Below are 15,839 nucleotides of genomic sequence, written 5' to 3' on the forward strand. Positions count from 1 at the left end.
CCTATGAAGTTCACCTCTATCATATCTATACTATTAATCACTTTCTCCACAGTGACGCAAGCCAAGAATCCGCCTTTCACCTCCATGGAGATTAACCACATCCGCGTAGCTACTCCGGGACTGTTCGACAACACCAATCAGATAGAGATATACCTCGACACCTTGCCCGACGCAGCATACGCCTTTCCCTTGCCCGGAGCCAAAGTCATTTCTCCCTATGGAGGTGCGCGCAGGCACCATAGCGGCATAGACATCAAGACCCGTGCCAAAGATACGATCCGCTGCGCTTTCGATGGTGTGGTACGGATGGCCAAACCATACAGTGCATACGGCAATGTCATCGTAGTGCGCCACTCCTTCGGACTGGAAACCATATACAGCCATAACTTCAAAAACCTCGTGCAGAGCGGTGACACCGTAAAAGCAGGACAGCCCATAGCCCTGACCGGACGTACCGGACGCGCCACCACCGAACACCTGCATTTCGAGACCCGCATCAACGGGCAGCATTTCGACCCTACCCTCATCTTCGACATGAAAGAAAGGACACTGAACAAAAGGAATATCAGTTGTACCCGAAAGGGCAACGGGATTATTGTAAAACAGTTACCGATGATCTACAGACCCCGCCTACAAAAAAAATACCCATTAGAACCGTATAAGTATCCAAACCTTTCACTACATTTGCAGAACGTTTCATTACCGACACGAATTGAACTTTAAAGCATATCAATGATAGAAAAACTGATTGTTCTCGAGGATATCGATCCGGTTATCTTTTACGGCGTAAACAACGCCAACATGCAACTGATAAAAGCCTTGTATCCCAAGCTTCGCATTGTTGCCCGCGGCAATGTCATCAAGGTACTGGGAGACGAAGAGGAAATGTGTGCATTCGAAGAAAACATCACCAAACTGGAAAAGTATTGCGCCGAATATAACTCCCTGAAAGAAGAAGTCATCATAGACATCATCAAAGGCAATGCCCCGCAAGCCGAGAAGTCGGGCAATGTCATCGTCTTCAGCGTCACCGGAAAACCAATCATTCCGCGTAGCGAAAACCAACTCAAGCTGGTGGAAGCTTTTGCCAAGAACGACATGGTATTCGCCATCGGCCCGGCCGGTTCCGGTAAGACCTATACTGCCATAGCACTGGCTGTACGGGCGCTGAAAAACAAAGAAATCAAGAAAATCATCCTCAGCCGTCCTGCCGTAGAAGCCGGAGAAAAACTCGGTTTCCTGCCCGGCGACATGAAGGACAAGATAGACCCGTACCTGCAACCGCTCTACGACGCCCTGCAGGACATGATACCTGCCGCCAAGCTGAAAGAATACATGGAACTGAACATCATCCAGATTGCCCCCCTCGCCTTTATGCGCGGACGCACACTGAATGATGCCGTCGTTATCTTGGACGAAGCGCAGAACACTACCACCCAGCAAATCAAAATGTTCCTCACCCGTATGGGCATGAACACCAAGATGATTGTAACAGGAGATATGACGCAGATTGACTTGCCGCAATCACAGACTTCCGGTCTGGTGCAAGCACTCCGCATCCTGAAAGGTGTAAAAGGTATCAGCTTTATCGAACTGAACAAGAAGGACATTGTAAGGCATAAACTCGTTACCCAAATTGTGGAGGCTTACGAAAAATTCGACAAAGAAGCCAAGGCGGAACGGGAAAGACGGAAAGCGGAACAAAAGGAATAAAAAGAATATAAACTCAATATATTACAAAGATGAAAGCATTAACAAAGACTGATTTTAATTTCCCCGGACAACAGAGCGTGTACCACGGAAAAGTACGTGATGTTTATAACATCAATGGTGAAAAGCTGGTCATGGTAGCTACCGACCGCATCTCTGCCTTCGACGTAGTATTGCCGAAAGGCATCCCCTTCAAAGGTCAGATGCTGAACCAGATTGCAGCCAAGTTCCTGGATGCCACCACCGACATCTGCCCCAACTGGAAGCAAGCTACACCCGACCCGATGGTTACGGTAGGTGTAATGTGCGAAGGTTTCCCCATCGAGATGATTGTACGCGGTTACCTCTGCGGTAGCGCATGGCGTGCCTACAAGAGCGGTGTCCGCGAAATCTGCGGCATCAAGCTGCCCGAAGGAATGAAAGAAAACCAGAAGTTCCCCGAACCCATCATCACCCCGACTACCAAAGCAGAAATCGGCGAGCACGATGCAGATATCTCTAAAGAAGAAATCCTTGCCAAAGGTCTGGCTACTCCCGAAGAATATGCCATCCTTGAGAAGTACACCATGGCTCTGTTCCTGCGTGGTACCGAAATCGCTGCAGAACGCGGACTGATTCTTGTTGATACGAAATATGAATTCGGCAAGCACAACGGCACCATCTACCTGATGGACGAAATCCACACGCCGGACTCCAGCCGTTACTTCTACTCCGAAGGCTACGAAGACCGTTTTGCCAAAGGCGAGCCCCAGAAGCAACTTTCCAAAGAATTCGTACGCGAATGGTTGATGGATAACGGTTTCCAAGGCAAAGAAGGACAGCAAGTACCGGAAATGACCGATGAAATCGTGGCTTCTATCAGCGACCGCTACATCGAATTATACGAACACATCACCGGTGAGAAGTTCGTAAAAGAAGATACCAGCAACATCGCCGAACGTATCGAAAAGAACGTAATGGAGTATCTGAAATAATATGGACTACCCACAAGAACACATCAAGCCCTACGGCAACGACGGCAAGAAGAGCGAACAGGTAGAAGAAATGTTCGACAACATTGCCCCCGCCTACGACAAGCTGAACCATACCCTCTCCATGGGTATAGACCGCAGTTGGCGCAGGAAGGCAATCAACATTCTCCGCCCGTTCCGCCCCCGCCGCATCATGGATGTGGCTACCGGCACAGGCGACTTTGCCATCCTTGCGTGCCACGAACTCCAGCCCGACACCTTGATAGGTACCGACATTTCGGAAGGCATGATGGATGTGGGTCGTGAAAAAGTAAAACAGGCGCACCTCTCGGACAAGATTTCCTTTGCCCGGGAGGATTGCACCTCCCTCTCGTTTGCCGATGGTAGTTTCGATGCCGTGACCGTAGCGTTCGGCATCCGCAACTTCGAAGGACTGGACAAAGGACTGTCCGAGATGTGCCGCGTGTTGACACCCGGCGGACATCTCGTCATTCTGGAACTTTCCACCCCGGACCGTTTCCCGATGAAGCAGTTATTCACCATTTATTCGAAAATAGTCATCCCCCTGCTCGGCAAATTCATTTCGAAAGACAACAGCGCTTACACCTACCTGCCACAAAGCATCCGTGCTTTTCCGCAAGGCGAGGTGATGCAGGAAGTCATCCGACGGGCGGGCTTCAGCGAAGTACACTTCAAGCGGCTCACTTTTGGAATATGCACATTATATACAGCCAGGAAATAAGCATTAATCACCCCTTTAACACACCCTAATCATGCAGAAATACGGTTTAATAGGTTACCCGCTGAAACATTCGTTCTCTATCGGATTTTTCAATGAGAAGTTCAAAGCAGAGAATATTGATGCAGAATACGTGAACTTCGAAATACCACGCATCGAAGACTTTATGGAAGTGATAGAGGAGAATCCCAACCTCTGCGGGCTCAACGTGACCATCCCTTATAAGGAACAAGTTATTCCCTATCTGGACGAACTGGACAAGGACACTGCCAAGATAGGCGCCGTCAACGTCATCAAGATCATCCGCCTCCCCAAAGGAAAGGTAAAACTGGTAGGCTATAACTCCGACATCATCGGATTCACCCAATCCATAGAACCACTGTTGCAACCGCAACACACGAAAGCCCTGATTCTGGGTACGGGCGGCGCATCGAAAGCTGTATATCGCAGCCTGGAAAACCTGGGCATCCAAAGTACTTTCGTATCGCGCACCAAGAAAGATGCCAAATTCCTCACCTACGAAGAACTGACACCGGAAATCATGCAGGAGTACACTGTCATTGTCAACTGCACCCCTGTGGGTATGTATCCCAAAGTGGACTTCTGTCCCAACATCCCTTACGAACTGTTAACACCCAACCATTTGCTCTACGATTTGTTATATAATCCAAATGAAACTCTCTTCATGAAGAAAGGCCAGGCGCAAGGAGCCGTCACCAAGAACGGACTGGAGATGCTGCTGCTGCAAGCCTTTGCTGCATGGGAAATCTGGAATAGATAATATGAGAAAATGGCTCAAATACAGTCTGGCAGGACTGTTCATACTTATTATCATCGCCGTCATCGGCGGTAGTTTCTACATGCTCGGCTATTCGCTGAGACCGGAACATAACAAAGGGAAAGACATCCCCGGTTCCTACGAATACATGCTCAGCGAATATCCGTCGATAAAGCCGTGGCTGGACAGCCTGCAAACGGTGGGCGCCTTGCGCGATACCTTTATCATCAATTCCGAAGGGCGGCAACTGCATGCCATCTTTGCCGCCGCTCCTGAGCCTACCGACAAGACGGCCGTCATTGTGCACGGCTATACGGACAATGCCATCCGCATGCTGATGATAGGCTACCTCTATAATAAAGAATTAAAGTATAACATCCTACTGCCCGACCTGCAAGACCAGGGACTGAGCGACGGCCCCGCCATTCAGATGGGCTGGAAAGACCGCCTCGACGTATTGCGCTGGATGGATATCGCCGACGATATTTACGGCGGAAACACCCGGATGGTGGTACACGGCATTTCCATGGGAGCCGCCACCACCATGATGGTATCGGGCGAGGAGCAGAAACCGTTCGTTAAGTGCTTCGTAGAAGACTGCGGCTATACAAGTGTATGGGATGAATTTGCGCACGAACTGAAAGGACAGTTCGGGCTGCCTCCTTTCCCGCTACTATATACTGCCAGCTGGCTATGCAACGCAAAGTACGGCTGGAATTTCAAGGAAGCATCCTCGCTGAACCAGGTAAAGAAATGCAAATTGCCGATGCTCTTCATCCACGGAGATGCCGACACGTATGTACCCACGTGGATGGTCTACCCGCTGTATGAAGCAAAGTCCGAGCCAAAGGAGTTGTGGCTTGTTCCCGGTGCCACGCATGCTATGTCTTATAAGGACTATCCGCAGGAATACACGCAACGGGTAAAGAATTTTGTAGGAAAATACATCCGTTGATGTGATTTTCCTTATCTTCGCAACTACAAATACATTAGTATGAAACGATTTATCTCCATAACATTCTTCTTATGCCTGCTCTTTTCCATGCAGGCACAAGAGGTATACACCACCAAGAACATCCCTAAAGTACATCTTCAAAACAAGATGAGGTACGTATGCAATCCTGCCGGCATCCTCTCTACAGCTGCGTGCGACAGTATAGACCGTATGCTCTACGCGCTGGAACAGCAGACCGGCATAGAAACCGTTGTAGCTGTTGTGCCTTCCATCGGCGAGGAAGATTGCTTTGACTTCTCCCACCAACTGCTCAACGAGTGGGGAGTGGGAAAAAAGGGAAAGAACAACGGACTTGTAATACTGCTGGTGACCGACCAACGCTGCATTCAGTTCTATACAGGCTATGGTCTGGAAGGAGACTTGCCCGACGCTATCTGCAAGCGCATCCAAACCCGGTATATGATTCCTTACCTGAAAGACGGGAATTGGGACGCCGGCATGGTGGCAGGTGTACGCGCCGTCTGCACGCGCCTGGACGGCAGTATGGAGAATGACACCGAAGAGGAAGAAGATATTTCCGTAGGAGGTATCTTGCTGGCAGTTTTCGGATTCATCGGTGTAGCCCTGCTGATAGGCATCATGACCCAACGCGCCGCAACCAAATGCCCCAACTGCGGACAACATAAGTTGCAGCGCAGCGGTAGCACCCTTGTTTCACGTCGCAACGGAGTGAAGACGGAAGATGTGACTTATACTTGCCGTAACTGTGGCCACAAAGTAGTGCGCCGCCAGCAATCGTACGATGAGAATTACCGGGGTGGCGGCGGAGGTGGTCCGGTTATCTTTGGAGGCGGAGGTCTATTTGGCGGAAGCGGAGGAGGCGGAGGCTTTAGCGGTGGCAGCTTCGGAGGAGGTATGGGAGGCGGCGGAGGTGCTGGTTCCCGGTTCTAAATAACATATTGTATCACTATAATAAAGAAAAGAGTATGAAGAAATCAACCATTATCATCATTGTTGTTGTAGCCCTCCTCGCCATTTGGGGCGTTAGCGGTTACAACGGACTCGTAACCATGGACGAGAACGTCAGCGGACAATGGTCGAACGTCGAAACCCAATATCAACGCCGTGCCGACCTGATTCCGAATCTTGTAAATACAGTCAAAGGATATGCTTCTCACGAAAAGGAGACTTTGGAAGGTGTAGTGCAGGCACGCAGCCAGGCAACCCAAATCAAAGTAGATGCCAACGACCTGACACCCGAAAAGCTGGCTGAATACCAGAAAGCCCAAGGTGCCGTAACCTCTGCCCTGGGCAAGCTGCTTGCCATCACGGAGAACTACCCCGACCTGAAAGCCAACCAGAACTTCCTTGAACTGCAAGCCCAACTGGAAGGTACGGAAAACCGCATCAACGTGGCACGTACCAACTTCAACAACGCGGCGAAGGACTTCAATACCGCCATCCGCCGCTTCCCGAAGAACATCCTTGCCGGCCTTTTCGGATTTGACAAGCGTGCTTATTTCGAAGCTGCTGAGGGAACAGAGACTGCACCGCAGGTACAGTTCTAAACTGGTAGAATTTAAATATATTCATTCTATCATTCAAAAGCAGACTATCTGTCAGGGAGGAGATCGCCTATCGCACTCTTACTGCAAATCCGCTATCGCCTCCCTCAACTCTTTCACTCCCCGCCATGCTTTAAGGAAGAGACGAACACCGAGCAACAAACCTACAACAAGCCCTGCCCATGCCCCATACAGCAGATAGCGGTCGCCCATCCCGGCAATATCCCATATCAGACTTACCAGTAAAGGTATGGCACAAACCCCACAAGCAGCAATTCCTATCTTGAACGAAATGCGGAAGCGACTCTCTGCCAAACATACTTCGCGTACCGTCTGTTCCACGCAGTCCACCTTCCTCAACAGCAACAACCAAGTGAGCTGCCTGATCAGTATCGCCACAATAAACACTCCCAATAAACTCCACGTCAGAGTACTGAAACCAAACTCTGAGTTACGAACTACCTGATAAAAGAACCAAGGCAAAAAGAGGACGAAAAACGTCTGTCGCAGCAACAAACGCTTGCGCATCTGCTCCACTTTACTGTTCACGGCCTTATGCTGCAATTGACGGTTCTCCATCTCCAATCGTCCGAGTCGTTCTTCCATCTCATTCCAATTCTTCTTCAAATCTTCCAGTTCCATAATCTATCTCCTTAGCTATTCGCTTGTTTAGTCAATTTTTCTTTAATTCGTTTTAATCTTGAAGCAACGGTATTGCGAGGCATGCCTACAATTTCCGCAATCTCCTCGTAAGACTTCTCATCGAGCCATAACAGAATGACGGCGCGTTCAAACTTATTCAACCCGGCAATGAGGCGATACATTTCCTTCAGGCGCTTCGTCGTCTCGTCATTCTCCGCTTCGAGGCCGTAAAGGCTATCGAGCGAAGTATGCTCGCCGCGACGTTGCTGCTGGCGATAGAAAGAAATGCAAGTGTTCAGTCCCACACGGTAGATCCATGAGGAAGGCTTGCCTTTTCCTTCATATCCGTCGAAGCCTCGCCAAAGGTTTATCACCACCTCTTGATAAAGGTCCTTGAAGTTATCCCCATCCGTGGCATACATATAGCAGATTTTGTATATCACCCGCTTGTACTCCATGATAAGGGAAGTAAACCGCTTTTCTTTTTCATTCTGTTCCATTCGTGCACGTTCTTTATAACATAAGACGCCCGTTTTGATGATTAGTTGCAGGGGGAGAGGAAAAAAGTAACCTCTATTTTCTTATACAAAGCTAAGGCTATAAGCGAAATAATCACTACTTTTGCGCAAAACTTATTAACTCATGAGTAATCAACGATACATGATGCGCGGCGTCAGCGCATCGAAAGAAGATGTGCACAACGCCATCAAGAACATCGACAAAGGTATTTTTCCGCAGGCTTTCTGCAAAATCATCCCTGACATCCTGGGCGGTGACCCGGAGTATTGCAACATTATGCATGCCGACGGTGCAGGCACCAAGTCGAGCCTGGCCTATATGTACTGGAAAGAAACCGGCGACCTCGGCGTATGGAAAGGTATTGCGCAGGATGCACTGATTATGAACATCGACGACCTGCTTTGTGTAGGTGCCGTAGACAATATTCTGGTTTCTTCCACCATCGGGCGTAACAAACTGCTCATCCCCGGCGAAGTAATCTCCGCCATCATCAACGGTACGGACGAGTTGCTTGCCGAGCTTCGTGAAATGGGCGTAGGTGTATATGCCACCGGCGGCGAAACGGCTGATGTGGGCGACCTTGTACGTACCATCATCGTGGACTCTACAGTGACATGCCGCATGAAGCGCTCGGACGTAATCGACAACGCCAATATCCGCCCCGGAGATGTCATTGTAGGCTTGGCTTCTTACGGACAGGCTACTTATGAGAAAGAGTACAACGGCGGCATGGGCAGCAACGGTCTGACTTCGGCCCGTCACGATGTATTCTCCAAATATCTGGCAGAGAAGTATCCCGAAAGTTATGACAAGGCAGTGCCCGAAGAACTGGTGTACAGCGGCAAACTGAAACTGACGGATGCCGTAGAAGGCAGTCCGCTGGATGCTGGGAAGCTGGTGCTCTCTCCTACCCGCACGTATGCGCCGGTAGTAAAGAAACTGCTCGATGCACTCCGCCCCGAAATACATGGTATGGTACACTGCTCGGGCGGCGCACAGACCAAGGTGCTGCATTTTGTTGGTGATAATTGCCGTGTGGTGAAAGATAATCTGTTCCCCGTTCCGCCCTTGTTCCGCACCATCAAGGAACAAAGCGACACGGACTGGAGCGAAATGTACAAGGTATTCAACATGGGACATCGTCTCGAAGTTTACCTCTCGCCCGAACATGCCGAAGAGGTGATTGCCATCTCAAAGAGTTTCGGCATCGATGCACAGATTGTAGGACGGATTGAGGAAAGCAGCAAGAAGGAACTGATTATCAAGAGTGAGTTCGGAGAATTCAACTATTAATATATGGCAGAAAACAACACCATACTCGAAAAACTGGATGGGCTCGTAGCCCGCTTCGAAGAGGTATCGACCCTGATTACCGACCCGGCAGTAATTGCCGACCAGAAGCGTTACGTCAAACTCACCAAAGAATATAAAGAACTGGGCGACTTGATGAATGCCCGCAAGGAGTATATGCAAGTACTGAGCGGCATCGAAGAAGCCAAAGAAATCATCGCCAACGAAACCGACCCGGAGATGCGCGACATGGCACGCGAAGAACTCGACGCCTGCCAAACCCGCCAGCCGGAACTGGAAGAACAGATAAAGCTTCTGCTCGTCCCCGCCGACCCGCAGGACAGCCGCAACGCCATCCTCGAGATTCGTGGCGGTACGGGTGGTGACGAAGCTGCCATCTTTGCAGGCGACCTCTTCCGCATGTACACCAAGTACTGCGAAACGAAAGGCTGGAAGTTGGAAGTATCCAGCGCCAACGAAGGCAGTGCCGGCGGATTCAAGGAAATTGTGTGCAGCATCACCGGCGACGGTGTATACGGTACGATGAAATACGAATCGGGCGTGCACCGCGTGCAACGCGTACCCGCCACCGAAACACAAGGACGCGTACACACCTCCGCCGCCAGCGTGGCAGTGCTGCCCGAAGCCGAAGAGTTTGACGTAATCATCAACGAAGGCGAGATAAAATGGGACACTTTCCGAAGCGGCGGTGCCGGCGGCCAGAACGTAAATAAGGTAGAATCCGGTGTGCGCCTGCGCTACAACTGGAAGAACCCCAACACTGGCGTAGTCGAAGAAATCCTGATAGAATGTACCGAAACACGCGACCAGCCCAAGAACAAGGAGCGCGCCCTCGCCCGTCTGCGTACCTTTATCTACGACAAAGAGCATCAGAAGTACATCGACGACATCGCCTCCAAACGTAAAACGATGGTCAGCACCGGCGACCGCTCCGCCAAGATCCGTACCTACAACTACCCGCAAGGACGTATTACCGACCACCGCATCAACTATACCATTTACAACCTTGCCGCCTTTATGGACGGTGATATCCAAGATTGCATCGACCACCTGATTGTGGCTGAAAATGCAGAAAGACTAAAAGAAAGCGAACTTTAAGAACAACATAAAAATGAACAAGCAAGAATTATTTGAAAACATAAAGCGCAAGCAGTCATTTCTTTGCGTAGGTCTTGACACCGACATCAAGAAGATTCCCGAACATCTGCTGAAAGAAGAAGATCCCATCTTCGCGTTCAACAAAGCCATCATTGATGCAACCGCCGATCTCTGCATCGCCTACAAGCCCAACCTCGCCTTCTACGAAAGCATGGGCGTGAAAGGCTGGATCTCCTTCGAGAAAACCGTGAACTACATCAAGCAGAACTACCCCGACCAATTCATCATCGCCGATGCCAAGCGCGGTGATATCGGGAACACCTCTGCCATGTATGCCCGCACCTTCTTCGAAGAACTGGATATCGATTCCGTAACCGTAGCCCCCTACATGGGCGAAGACAGCGTAACCCCTTTCCTTACTTATAAGAACAAATGGGTCATCCTCCTCGCCCTGACCAGCAACAAAGGCTCGCACGACTTCCAACTGATGATGGATGATGACGGCGAACGCCTCTTCGAACGAGTGCTGCGCAAATCTCAGAAATGGGCGGGCGACGAACAGATGATGTACGTGGTAGGCGCCACGCAAGGCCGCGCTTTCGAGGACATCCGCAAGCTGGTTCCCGAACACTTCCTGCTGGTTCCCGGCGTAGGTGCACAAGGCGGTTCGCTCGAAGAAGTCTGCAAGTACGGTATGAACAAGACCTGCGGACTGATTGTGAACTCCAGCCGTGGCATTATCTACGTAGATAAGACCGAAAAATTTGCCGCTGCCAGCCGCAAAGCCGCCCAAGAAGTGCAGGAACAGATGGCAGAGCAACTGAAAGCAATTCTCTAAGAAAGCTGTCCTGAACTTATTTCCCCAAAGCATAAATCCGGGCGAGAACAGACAAACATTTGACGTTTGTCCGTTCTCGCTTATTTCATATCAATACCACAGAACGATGATATATCTGCAAGACATCCCCAAATCTTTCGCCTACTGCTTCGCCCAGGACATCTGCCCCAAAGCGAATACATGCCTGCGGGCCATTGCGGCGCAAATCCTTACTGAAAGTCCGGAAGAGTCAGCCGCCATAATAGAAACCGTAAATCCCGTCTATGTGCAACGGCTTCCCCATCCGGACAGTTGCCGGTTCTATCGCGACAACAAGCCCCTGCGTTACGCCAAAGGCATGACACAACTTTTTGAAGATCTGCCTCTGCGACAAGCCCGCCTCGTCCGTCTGCGAGTGATGCACTGCTTCTCATGCGAGAGTTATTTCTACCAAAGCCGCAAAGGCACCCGCCTCATCTCTCCCGAAGAACAGGAGAAAATCCGCAACGTATTCCGTTCCGCAGGTGTTGTCAGCGAACCGAAGTTCGATGAATTTCAGTACTGCTTGAGGTGGAATGAATGACGGAATATAACACTATCATTCAACCCATTACAGCTTTATTATATTTTATCTATTATACAGTAATGCTTTAGTTGTAATAAAGCAACACTTTAACAGTGATAAAGCGGTGCTTTATCACTGTTAAAGTATCACTGTATTACTGATAAAGTGAAACTGCATTAGCGGTGAGGTGACGCTCCAATAGTGGTAAACTCTGAAGCATTCAATTGTCCATTCGGTAATCTTCACTCGAAAGAGATAAATATTCGGATTAAATTTTGAGGTTCAATATTTGATTCGGATATTTGTATGTCGCGATGAATGGCAACAGTAAGTTCCACCTATTACAAAACATATATCATGAGCCAAAACAAGATTATCATATATCAAACCCAGGATGGGAAAACGACTATCGATGTGAAGTTGGAGCAGGACACGGTGTGGCTTACGCAAGCACAAATGGCTGATTTGTTTCAAAAAGATCAGTCTGTAATTGCCCGCCATATTGCAAACGTTTTTAAAGAGGGAGAACTCGATAAAAATAGTAATATGCAAATTTTGCATAATACTCTCTCCAAATATAAACCTACTACTATTTATAGCTTAGACGTTATTATATCCGTAGGCTACAGAGTAAAAAGCCAAAGAGGTACACAATTTCGTATCTGGGCTAATTCAGTCCTTAAAGATTACCTCATCCGTGGCATTGCCGTCAACGACAACCGTCTGAAGCAACTGGGTGAAGTTATCAAGGTTCTGAAGCGTACTACCAGCCAACTCGACGCCCAACAAATGCTTGCCGTAGTGAAGCAATACACTATGGCTCTTGATTTGCTGGATGACTATGACCATCAGTGTATTAGTAAACCCGATGGTAGTAAAGCAACATATGTTCTGACCTACGAGGAGTGCCGCGACGTGATAAACAGTATGAACTTCAACGCAGACAGTGATCTCTTCGGAAATGAAAAAGATGAATCGTTTCATAGCAGCATCGGTGCCATCTATCAAACCTTTGGCAGTGAAGATGTTTATCCGTCCGTTGAGGAGAAAGCAGCCAATCTGCTCTATTTCATAACCAAAAACCATTCATTCAGCGACGGCAACAAACGCATTGCCGCCACCCTATTTCTATACTTCCTGCAAAAGAACGGAATCCTTTATCGTGAAAATGGCGAGAAGCGCATCAGCGACAGTACTCTCGTAGCCATTACCATCATGATAGCCGAATCTAAAACAGAGGAAAAGGAGATTATGACAAGGCTGGTAATGAACTTCCTCGTATAATGAAAGCCATTGAGATGAAAAATACTTATTACAATATACAAAATTAAATACCGCTATTCTCCCATTATAGTTGCCACAATGCTTCTGGCACCTCCGTAGTCGCGAAACTCACAAAGATAAATACCCTGCCATGTCCCAAGATTCAGACGACCATTCGTAACAGGTATGGTGACAGAGGGTCCGACGATGCTGCATTTGGCATGAGCCGGCATATCGTCGTCACCTTCCAGCGTATGCAGGTAGTACGGTTCACGCTCCTTGACCAAGTGGTTGAAGATACTTTCCATATCCGCACGCACATCCGGGTCGGCATTCTCATTGAGGGTGAGGGCTGCCGAGGTGTGCTTGATGAAAAGATGCAACATTCCCACCTTAGGCAGTTCAGGCAGATGGCGCAGGACTTCATTCGTTATGAGATGAAAGCCGCGCCGACGTTCCTGTAGTTTAAATTCAGTTTGTTTCCACATATTCTATAATCACTTCATAAGGTTGCCAAGCAAGAAAGAACGAGCATCTTCAAGTTCCGGAAGTTCCTTTTTACGGGACAAGCCAATATCGCACTTGTTACAGAAATCTTTCAGGAACGATTCCGTTTTCTCATTTACCACCTCAATCGCGCAAGGCTTACAGCCGCTGTTACGCAACTTATCAACCAATTCGGCAAACATCTCCTTGTACCTTTCCTCTCCTCCACTCATATTGATAATGGGGAATAAATCCATATTGTCTATATCCAAGCAAATCAACGCCGCCGAAGCATAAACTTCCTCGCTATCCTTTTTAGCACAAGGTATCGGCAAATAAACAAGGTCTACCTGAAGTGTTCCGGACTTACGTAGTTTCTTTACCACACTCGCAAGAATGTCATTGCCGAACTCCGGCGCATCCCATTCGTCCGGCAAGAAAGCAGGAAGCTCTGTAGTTTCCCAATCGTAAGTGCCTCTCTCGTTGGGAATAAGGTAAGGAACTTGTCTTCCACCCTGCATAGTAGGATAATCGCCCCTTTCGTTAAAGCCAAGCTTCTCCGGAGTATAAGCCACCAGCATCCAAGCCACACCTATAGCTGCATACAGTGCCTCTGTAATGTCGCGTGCATCTTCCTCGCAAGTAATGCCAAAGGACAGTTTGAAAGGCGTATGCCTGGTGAAGTCGGGCCATCCCTTGGGACGGCGTATTGTCATTCCATGAGTCTCAGCATAATTGCGAATACGTTTCTTTACCTCAGAACCCATATCGGCCGCCGGCATAAAGTCACAATTAATGCAGTCTAAAGTAGAAGCCAAATCCAACATTTCCGCATGAGACATCTCCCTATCGTTCAAAATGAGAGTCTTCAAATAAGAGCTGAACCCTTTTCGTCCCCGATAGAAGCCCAAGGCTAAATGTTCGCCACCGTTTCCCATCACACAGCAATAGCCAGTTTCCCCGTCGGATAGGCGGAAGGCAAATATATCGCTGTCGGTCAAAATGCTCCACACTTCAGTTTCACGGTATAGCAACGCAGCAGCAAGCATGTCATCTGTTAATATCATCTTTCTGTTTTTTTGAGTTAAGACTGGCAAAGTTACAATTTATTTCATATTCTCCCAAAAACCAACTACCTTTGCGGACAAATACTTAACCATGTCCTACGAACGTAAAATTATCAACGACCCGGTCTTCGGGTTCATCAACATACCGAAGGGGCTGCTGTACGATATCGTGCGGCATCCCCTTTTGCAACGTCTGAACCGTATCAAGCAACTCGGCTTGTCGTCCGTGGTTTATCCCGGCGCACAGCACACGCGTTTCCAGCATTCACTGGGTGCTTTCTACCTGATGAGCGAAACCATCCAGCACCTCACAGCCAAGGGAAACTTCATCTTCGACAGTGAAGCCGAAGCCGTGGAAGCAGCCATACTGATGCACGACATCGGTCACGGGCCTTTCTCACACGTGCTCGAAGACACCATTGTGCGCGGTGTTTCGCACGAGGACATCTCCCTGATGCTAATGGAACGCATCAACAAGGAGATGAACGGCCAGCTGACGCTCGCCATCCAGATGTTCAAGGACGAATACCCCAAACGCTTCCTGCACCAATTGGTTAGCGGTCAACTGGATATGGACCGCCTCGACTACCTGCGCCGCGACAGCTTCTATACCGGAGTGACGGAAGGCAACATCGGCTCCGCCCGCATCATCAAGATGCTCGATGTGAAAGACGACCACCTCGTGGTAGAGTCCAAAGGCATCTACTCCATCGAGAACTTCCTCACCGCCCGCCGCCTGATGTATTGGCAGGTCTATCTGCACAAAACCTCCGTAGCCTACGAGAAGATGCTCATCAGTGCCTTACTGCGTGCCAAAGAACTGGCAAGCCAAGGCGTAGGGTTGTTTGCATCGCCTGCACTGAAGTTTTTCCTTTACAACGACATCAACCGGAAGACATTCTACAACAACCCCGAATGTCTGGAGAACTACATCCAGCTGGATGACAACGATATTTGGACAGCTCTGAAGGTCTGGAGCACTCATCCCGACAAGGTGCTGGCTACCCTGAGCCTTGGAATGATTAACCGGAATATCTTCAAAGTAGAGATTTCTACCGAACCTTTTAGTGAAGAACGAAAAAAAGAATTAACTTTGCAGCTCAGTAAGCAACTGGACATCCCCCTCTCCGAAGCGAGATATTTCATCTCTACCCCCAGCATCGAGAAGAATATGTACGACGAGGCAGACGACAGTATTGACATCCTCTACAACGACGGCAGCACAAAGAACATTGCCGAAGCATCGGATATGCTCAATATCTCTCTTCTGTCTAAAAAAGTAAAAAAGTACTACTTGTGTTACCAACGTTTGCATAAGTAAGTATAAAATATTCACCCGAGGACAAGGATATA

At 48.9% G+C, this 15,839-nt stretch carries 18 protein-coding genes; 14 read left to right on the forward strand and 4 right to left on the reverse strand.

The window, feature by feature from the left end; all coding sequences use genetic code 11:
• The first annotated feature begins 3 nt into the window (after window positions 1-3).
• From AAE250_RS09235 to AAE250_RS09270, 8 genes are read left to right on the forward strand one after another with little or no spacing between them, the layout of a single operon-like run.
• Complete coding sequence (locus AAE250_RS09235) at window positions 4-723, forward strand: M23 family metallopeptidase (RefSeq protein ID WP_294601363.1); 720 nt, start codon at window positions 4-6, stop codon at window positions 721-723.
• A gap of 9 nt (window positions 724-732) precedes the next feature.
• Entirely contained in the window at window positions 733-1,713 is a 981-nt protein-coding gene (locus tag AAE250_RS09240; protein ID WP_294601362.1) for a PhoH family protein, read from the forward strand.
• Between the two features lie 29 nt (window positions 1,714-1,742).
• Window positions 1,743-2,684: a phosphoribosylaminoimidazolesuccinocarboxamide synthase gene (locus AAE250_RS09245; RefSeq protein WP_294601361.1), complete on the forward strand. Its 942-nt coding sequence runs from the start codon at window positions 1,743-1,745 to the stop codon at window positions 2,682-2,684.
• A 1-nt stretch (window position 2,685) separates the two neighbouring features.
• On the forward strand, window positions 2,686-3,423 hold the full coding sequence (ubiE, locus tag AAE250_RS09250) for a bifunctional demethylmenaquinone methyltransferase/2-methoxy-6-polyprenyl-1,4-benzoquinol methylase UbiE (protein ID WP_294601360.1): 738 nt from the start codon (window positions 2,686-2,688) through the stop codon (window positions 3,421-3,423).
• Window positions 3,424-3,454: 31 nt separating this feature from the next.
• Window positions 3,455-4,201: a shikimate dehydrogenase family protein gene (locus AAE250_RS09255; protein ID WP_294601359.1), complete on the forward strand. Its 747-nt coding sequence runs from the start codon at window positions 3,455-3,457 to the stop codon at window positions 4,199-4,201.
• A gap of 1 nt (window position 4,202) precedes the next feature.
• Window positions 4,203-5,153, forward strand: coding sequence for an alpha/beta hydrolase (locus tag AAE250_RS09260; protein WP_294601358.1), 951 nt, complete (start codon window positions 4,203-4,205; stop codon window positions 5,151-5,153).
• A gap of 39 nt (window positions 5,154-5,192) precedes the next feature.
• Window positions 5,193-6,104, forward strand: a complete 912-nt coding sequence (locus tag AAE250_RS09265) for a TPM domain-containing protein (RefSeq protein ID WP_294601357.1) — start codon at window positions 5,193-5,195, stop codon at window positions 6,102-6,104.
• A gap of 35 nt (window positions 6,105-6,139) precedes the next feature.
• Window positions 6,140-6,721, forward strand: coding sequence for a LemA family protein (locus AAE250_RS09270; RefSeq protein WP_294601356.1), 582 nt, complete (start codon window positions 6,140-6,142; stop codon window positions 6,719-6,721).
• 78 nt (window positions 6,722-6,799) lie between these two features.
• Here AAE250_RS09270 and AAE250_RS09275 read toward each other — a convergent pair whose 3' ends face one another.
• Window positions 6,800-7,360 carry a hypothetical protein gene (locus tag AAE250_RS09275; protein WP_294601355.1) on the reverse strand — a complete coding sequence of 187 codons (561 nt, stop codon included), beginning with the start codon at window positions 7,358-7,360 and terminating at the stop codon, window positions 6,800-6,802.
• Window positions 7,361-7,371: 11 nt separating this feature from the next.
• On the reverse strand, window positions 7,372-7,860 hold the full coding sequence (locus AAE250_RS09280) for an RNA polymerase sigma factor (protein ID WP_294601354.1): 489 nt from the start codon (window positions 7,858-7,860) through the stop codon (window positions 7,372-7,374).
• Window positions 7,861-8,002: 142 nt separating this feature from the next.
• Between AAE250_RS09280 and AAE250_RS09285 the strand changes: the two genes are divergently transcribed.
• The 5 genes from AAE250_RS09285 (at window position 8,003) to rhuM (ending at window position 12,954) form a co-directional block, all read left to right on the forward strand.
• Window positions 8,003-9,172, forward strand: a complete 1,170-nt coding sequence (locus tag AAE250_RS09285) for an AIR synthase-related protein (RefSeq protein WP_294601353.1) — start codon at window positions 8,003-8,005, stop codon at window positions 9,170-9,172.
• A 3-nt stretch (window positions 9,173-9,175) separates the two neighbouring features.
• Window positions 9,176-10,288: a peptide chain release factor 1 gene (gene prfA, locus AAE250_RS09290; protein ID WP_294601352.1), complete on the forward strand. Its 1,113-nt coding sequence runs from the start codon at window positions 9,176-9,178 to the stop codon at window positions 10,286-10,288.
• 13 nt (window positions 10,289-10,301) lie between these two features.
• Window positions 10,302-11,126 carry an orotidine-5'-phosphate decarboxylase gene (gene pyrF / locus AAE250_RS09295; RefSeq protein ID WP_294601351.1) on the forward strand — a complete coding sequence of 275 codons (825 nt, stop codon included), beginning with the start codon at window positions 10,302-10,304 and terminating at the stop codon, window positions 11,124-11,126.
• Between the two features lie 106 nt (window positions 11,127-11,232).
• Window positions 11,233-11,688: a DUF6078 family protein gene (locus tag AAE250_RS09300; RefSeq protein WP_294601350.1), complete on the forward strand. Its 456-nt coding sequence runs from the start codon at window positions 11,233-11,235 to the stop codon at window positions 11,686-11,688.
• A 300-nt stretch (window positions 11,689-11,988) separates the two neighbouring features.
• Window positions 11,989-12,954: a RhuM family protein gene (gene rhuM / locus AAE250_RS09305; RefSeq protein ID WP_446715746.1), complete on the forward strand. Its 966-nt coding sequence runs from the start codon at window positions 11,989-11,991 to the stop codon at window positions 12,952-12,954.
• Window positions 12,955-13,007: 53 nt separating this feature from the next.
• Here the strand turns inward: rhuM and AAE250_RS09310 are convergent, their stop codons facing one another.
• Window positions 13,008-13,421 (reverse strand): secondary thiamine-phosphate synthase enzyme YjbQ, encoded by a 414-nt coding sequence (locus AAE250_RS09310; protein ID WP_294601349.1) that lies wholly within the window; start codon window positions 13,419-13,421, stop codon window positions 13,008-13,010.
• Between the two features lie 9 nt (window positions 13,422-13,430).
• Window positions 13,431-14,486: a DUF7309 domain-containing protein gene (locus tag AAE250_RS09315; RefSeq protein WP_294601348.1), complete on the reverse strand. Its 1,056-nt coding sequence runs from the start codon at window positions 14,484-14,486 to the stop codon at window positions 13,431-13,433.
• Between the two features lie 91 nt (window positions 14,487-14,577).
• Between AAE250_RS09315 and AAE250_RS09320 the strand changes: the two genes are divergently transcribed.
• Window positions 14,578-15,807 (forward strand): HD domain-containing protein, encoded by a 1,230-nt coding sequence (locus AAE250_RS09320; protein ID WP_294601347.1) that lies wholly within the window; start codon window positions 14,578-14,580, stop codon window positions 15,805-15,807.
• Window positions 15,808-15,839: the final 32 nt, after the last annotated feature.

It is taken from the genome of Bacteroides sp. GD17 (assembly GCF_038448625.1).
GTDB lineage: Bacteria > Bacteroidota > Bacteroidia > Bacteroidales > Bacteroidaceae > Bacteroides.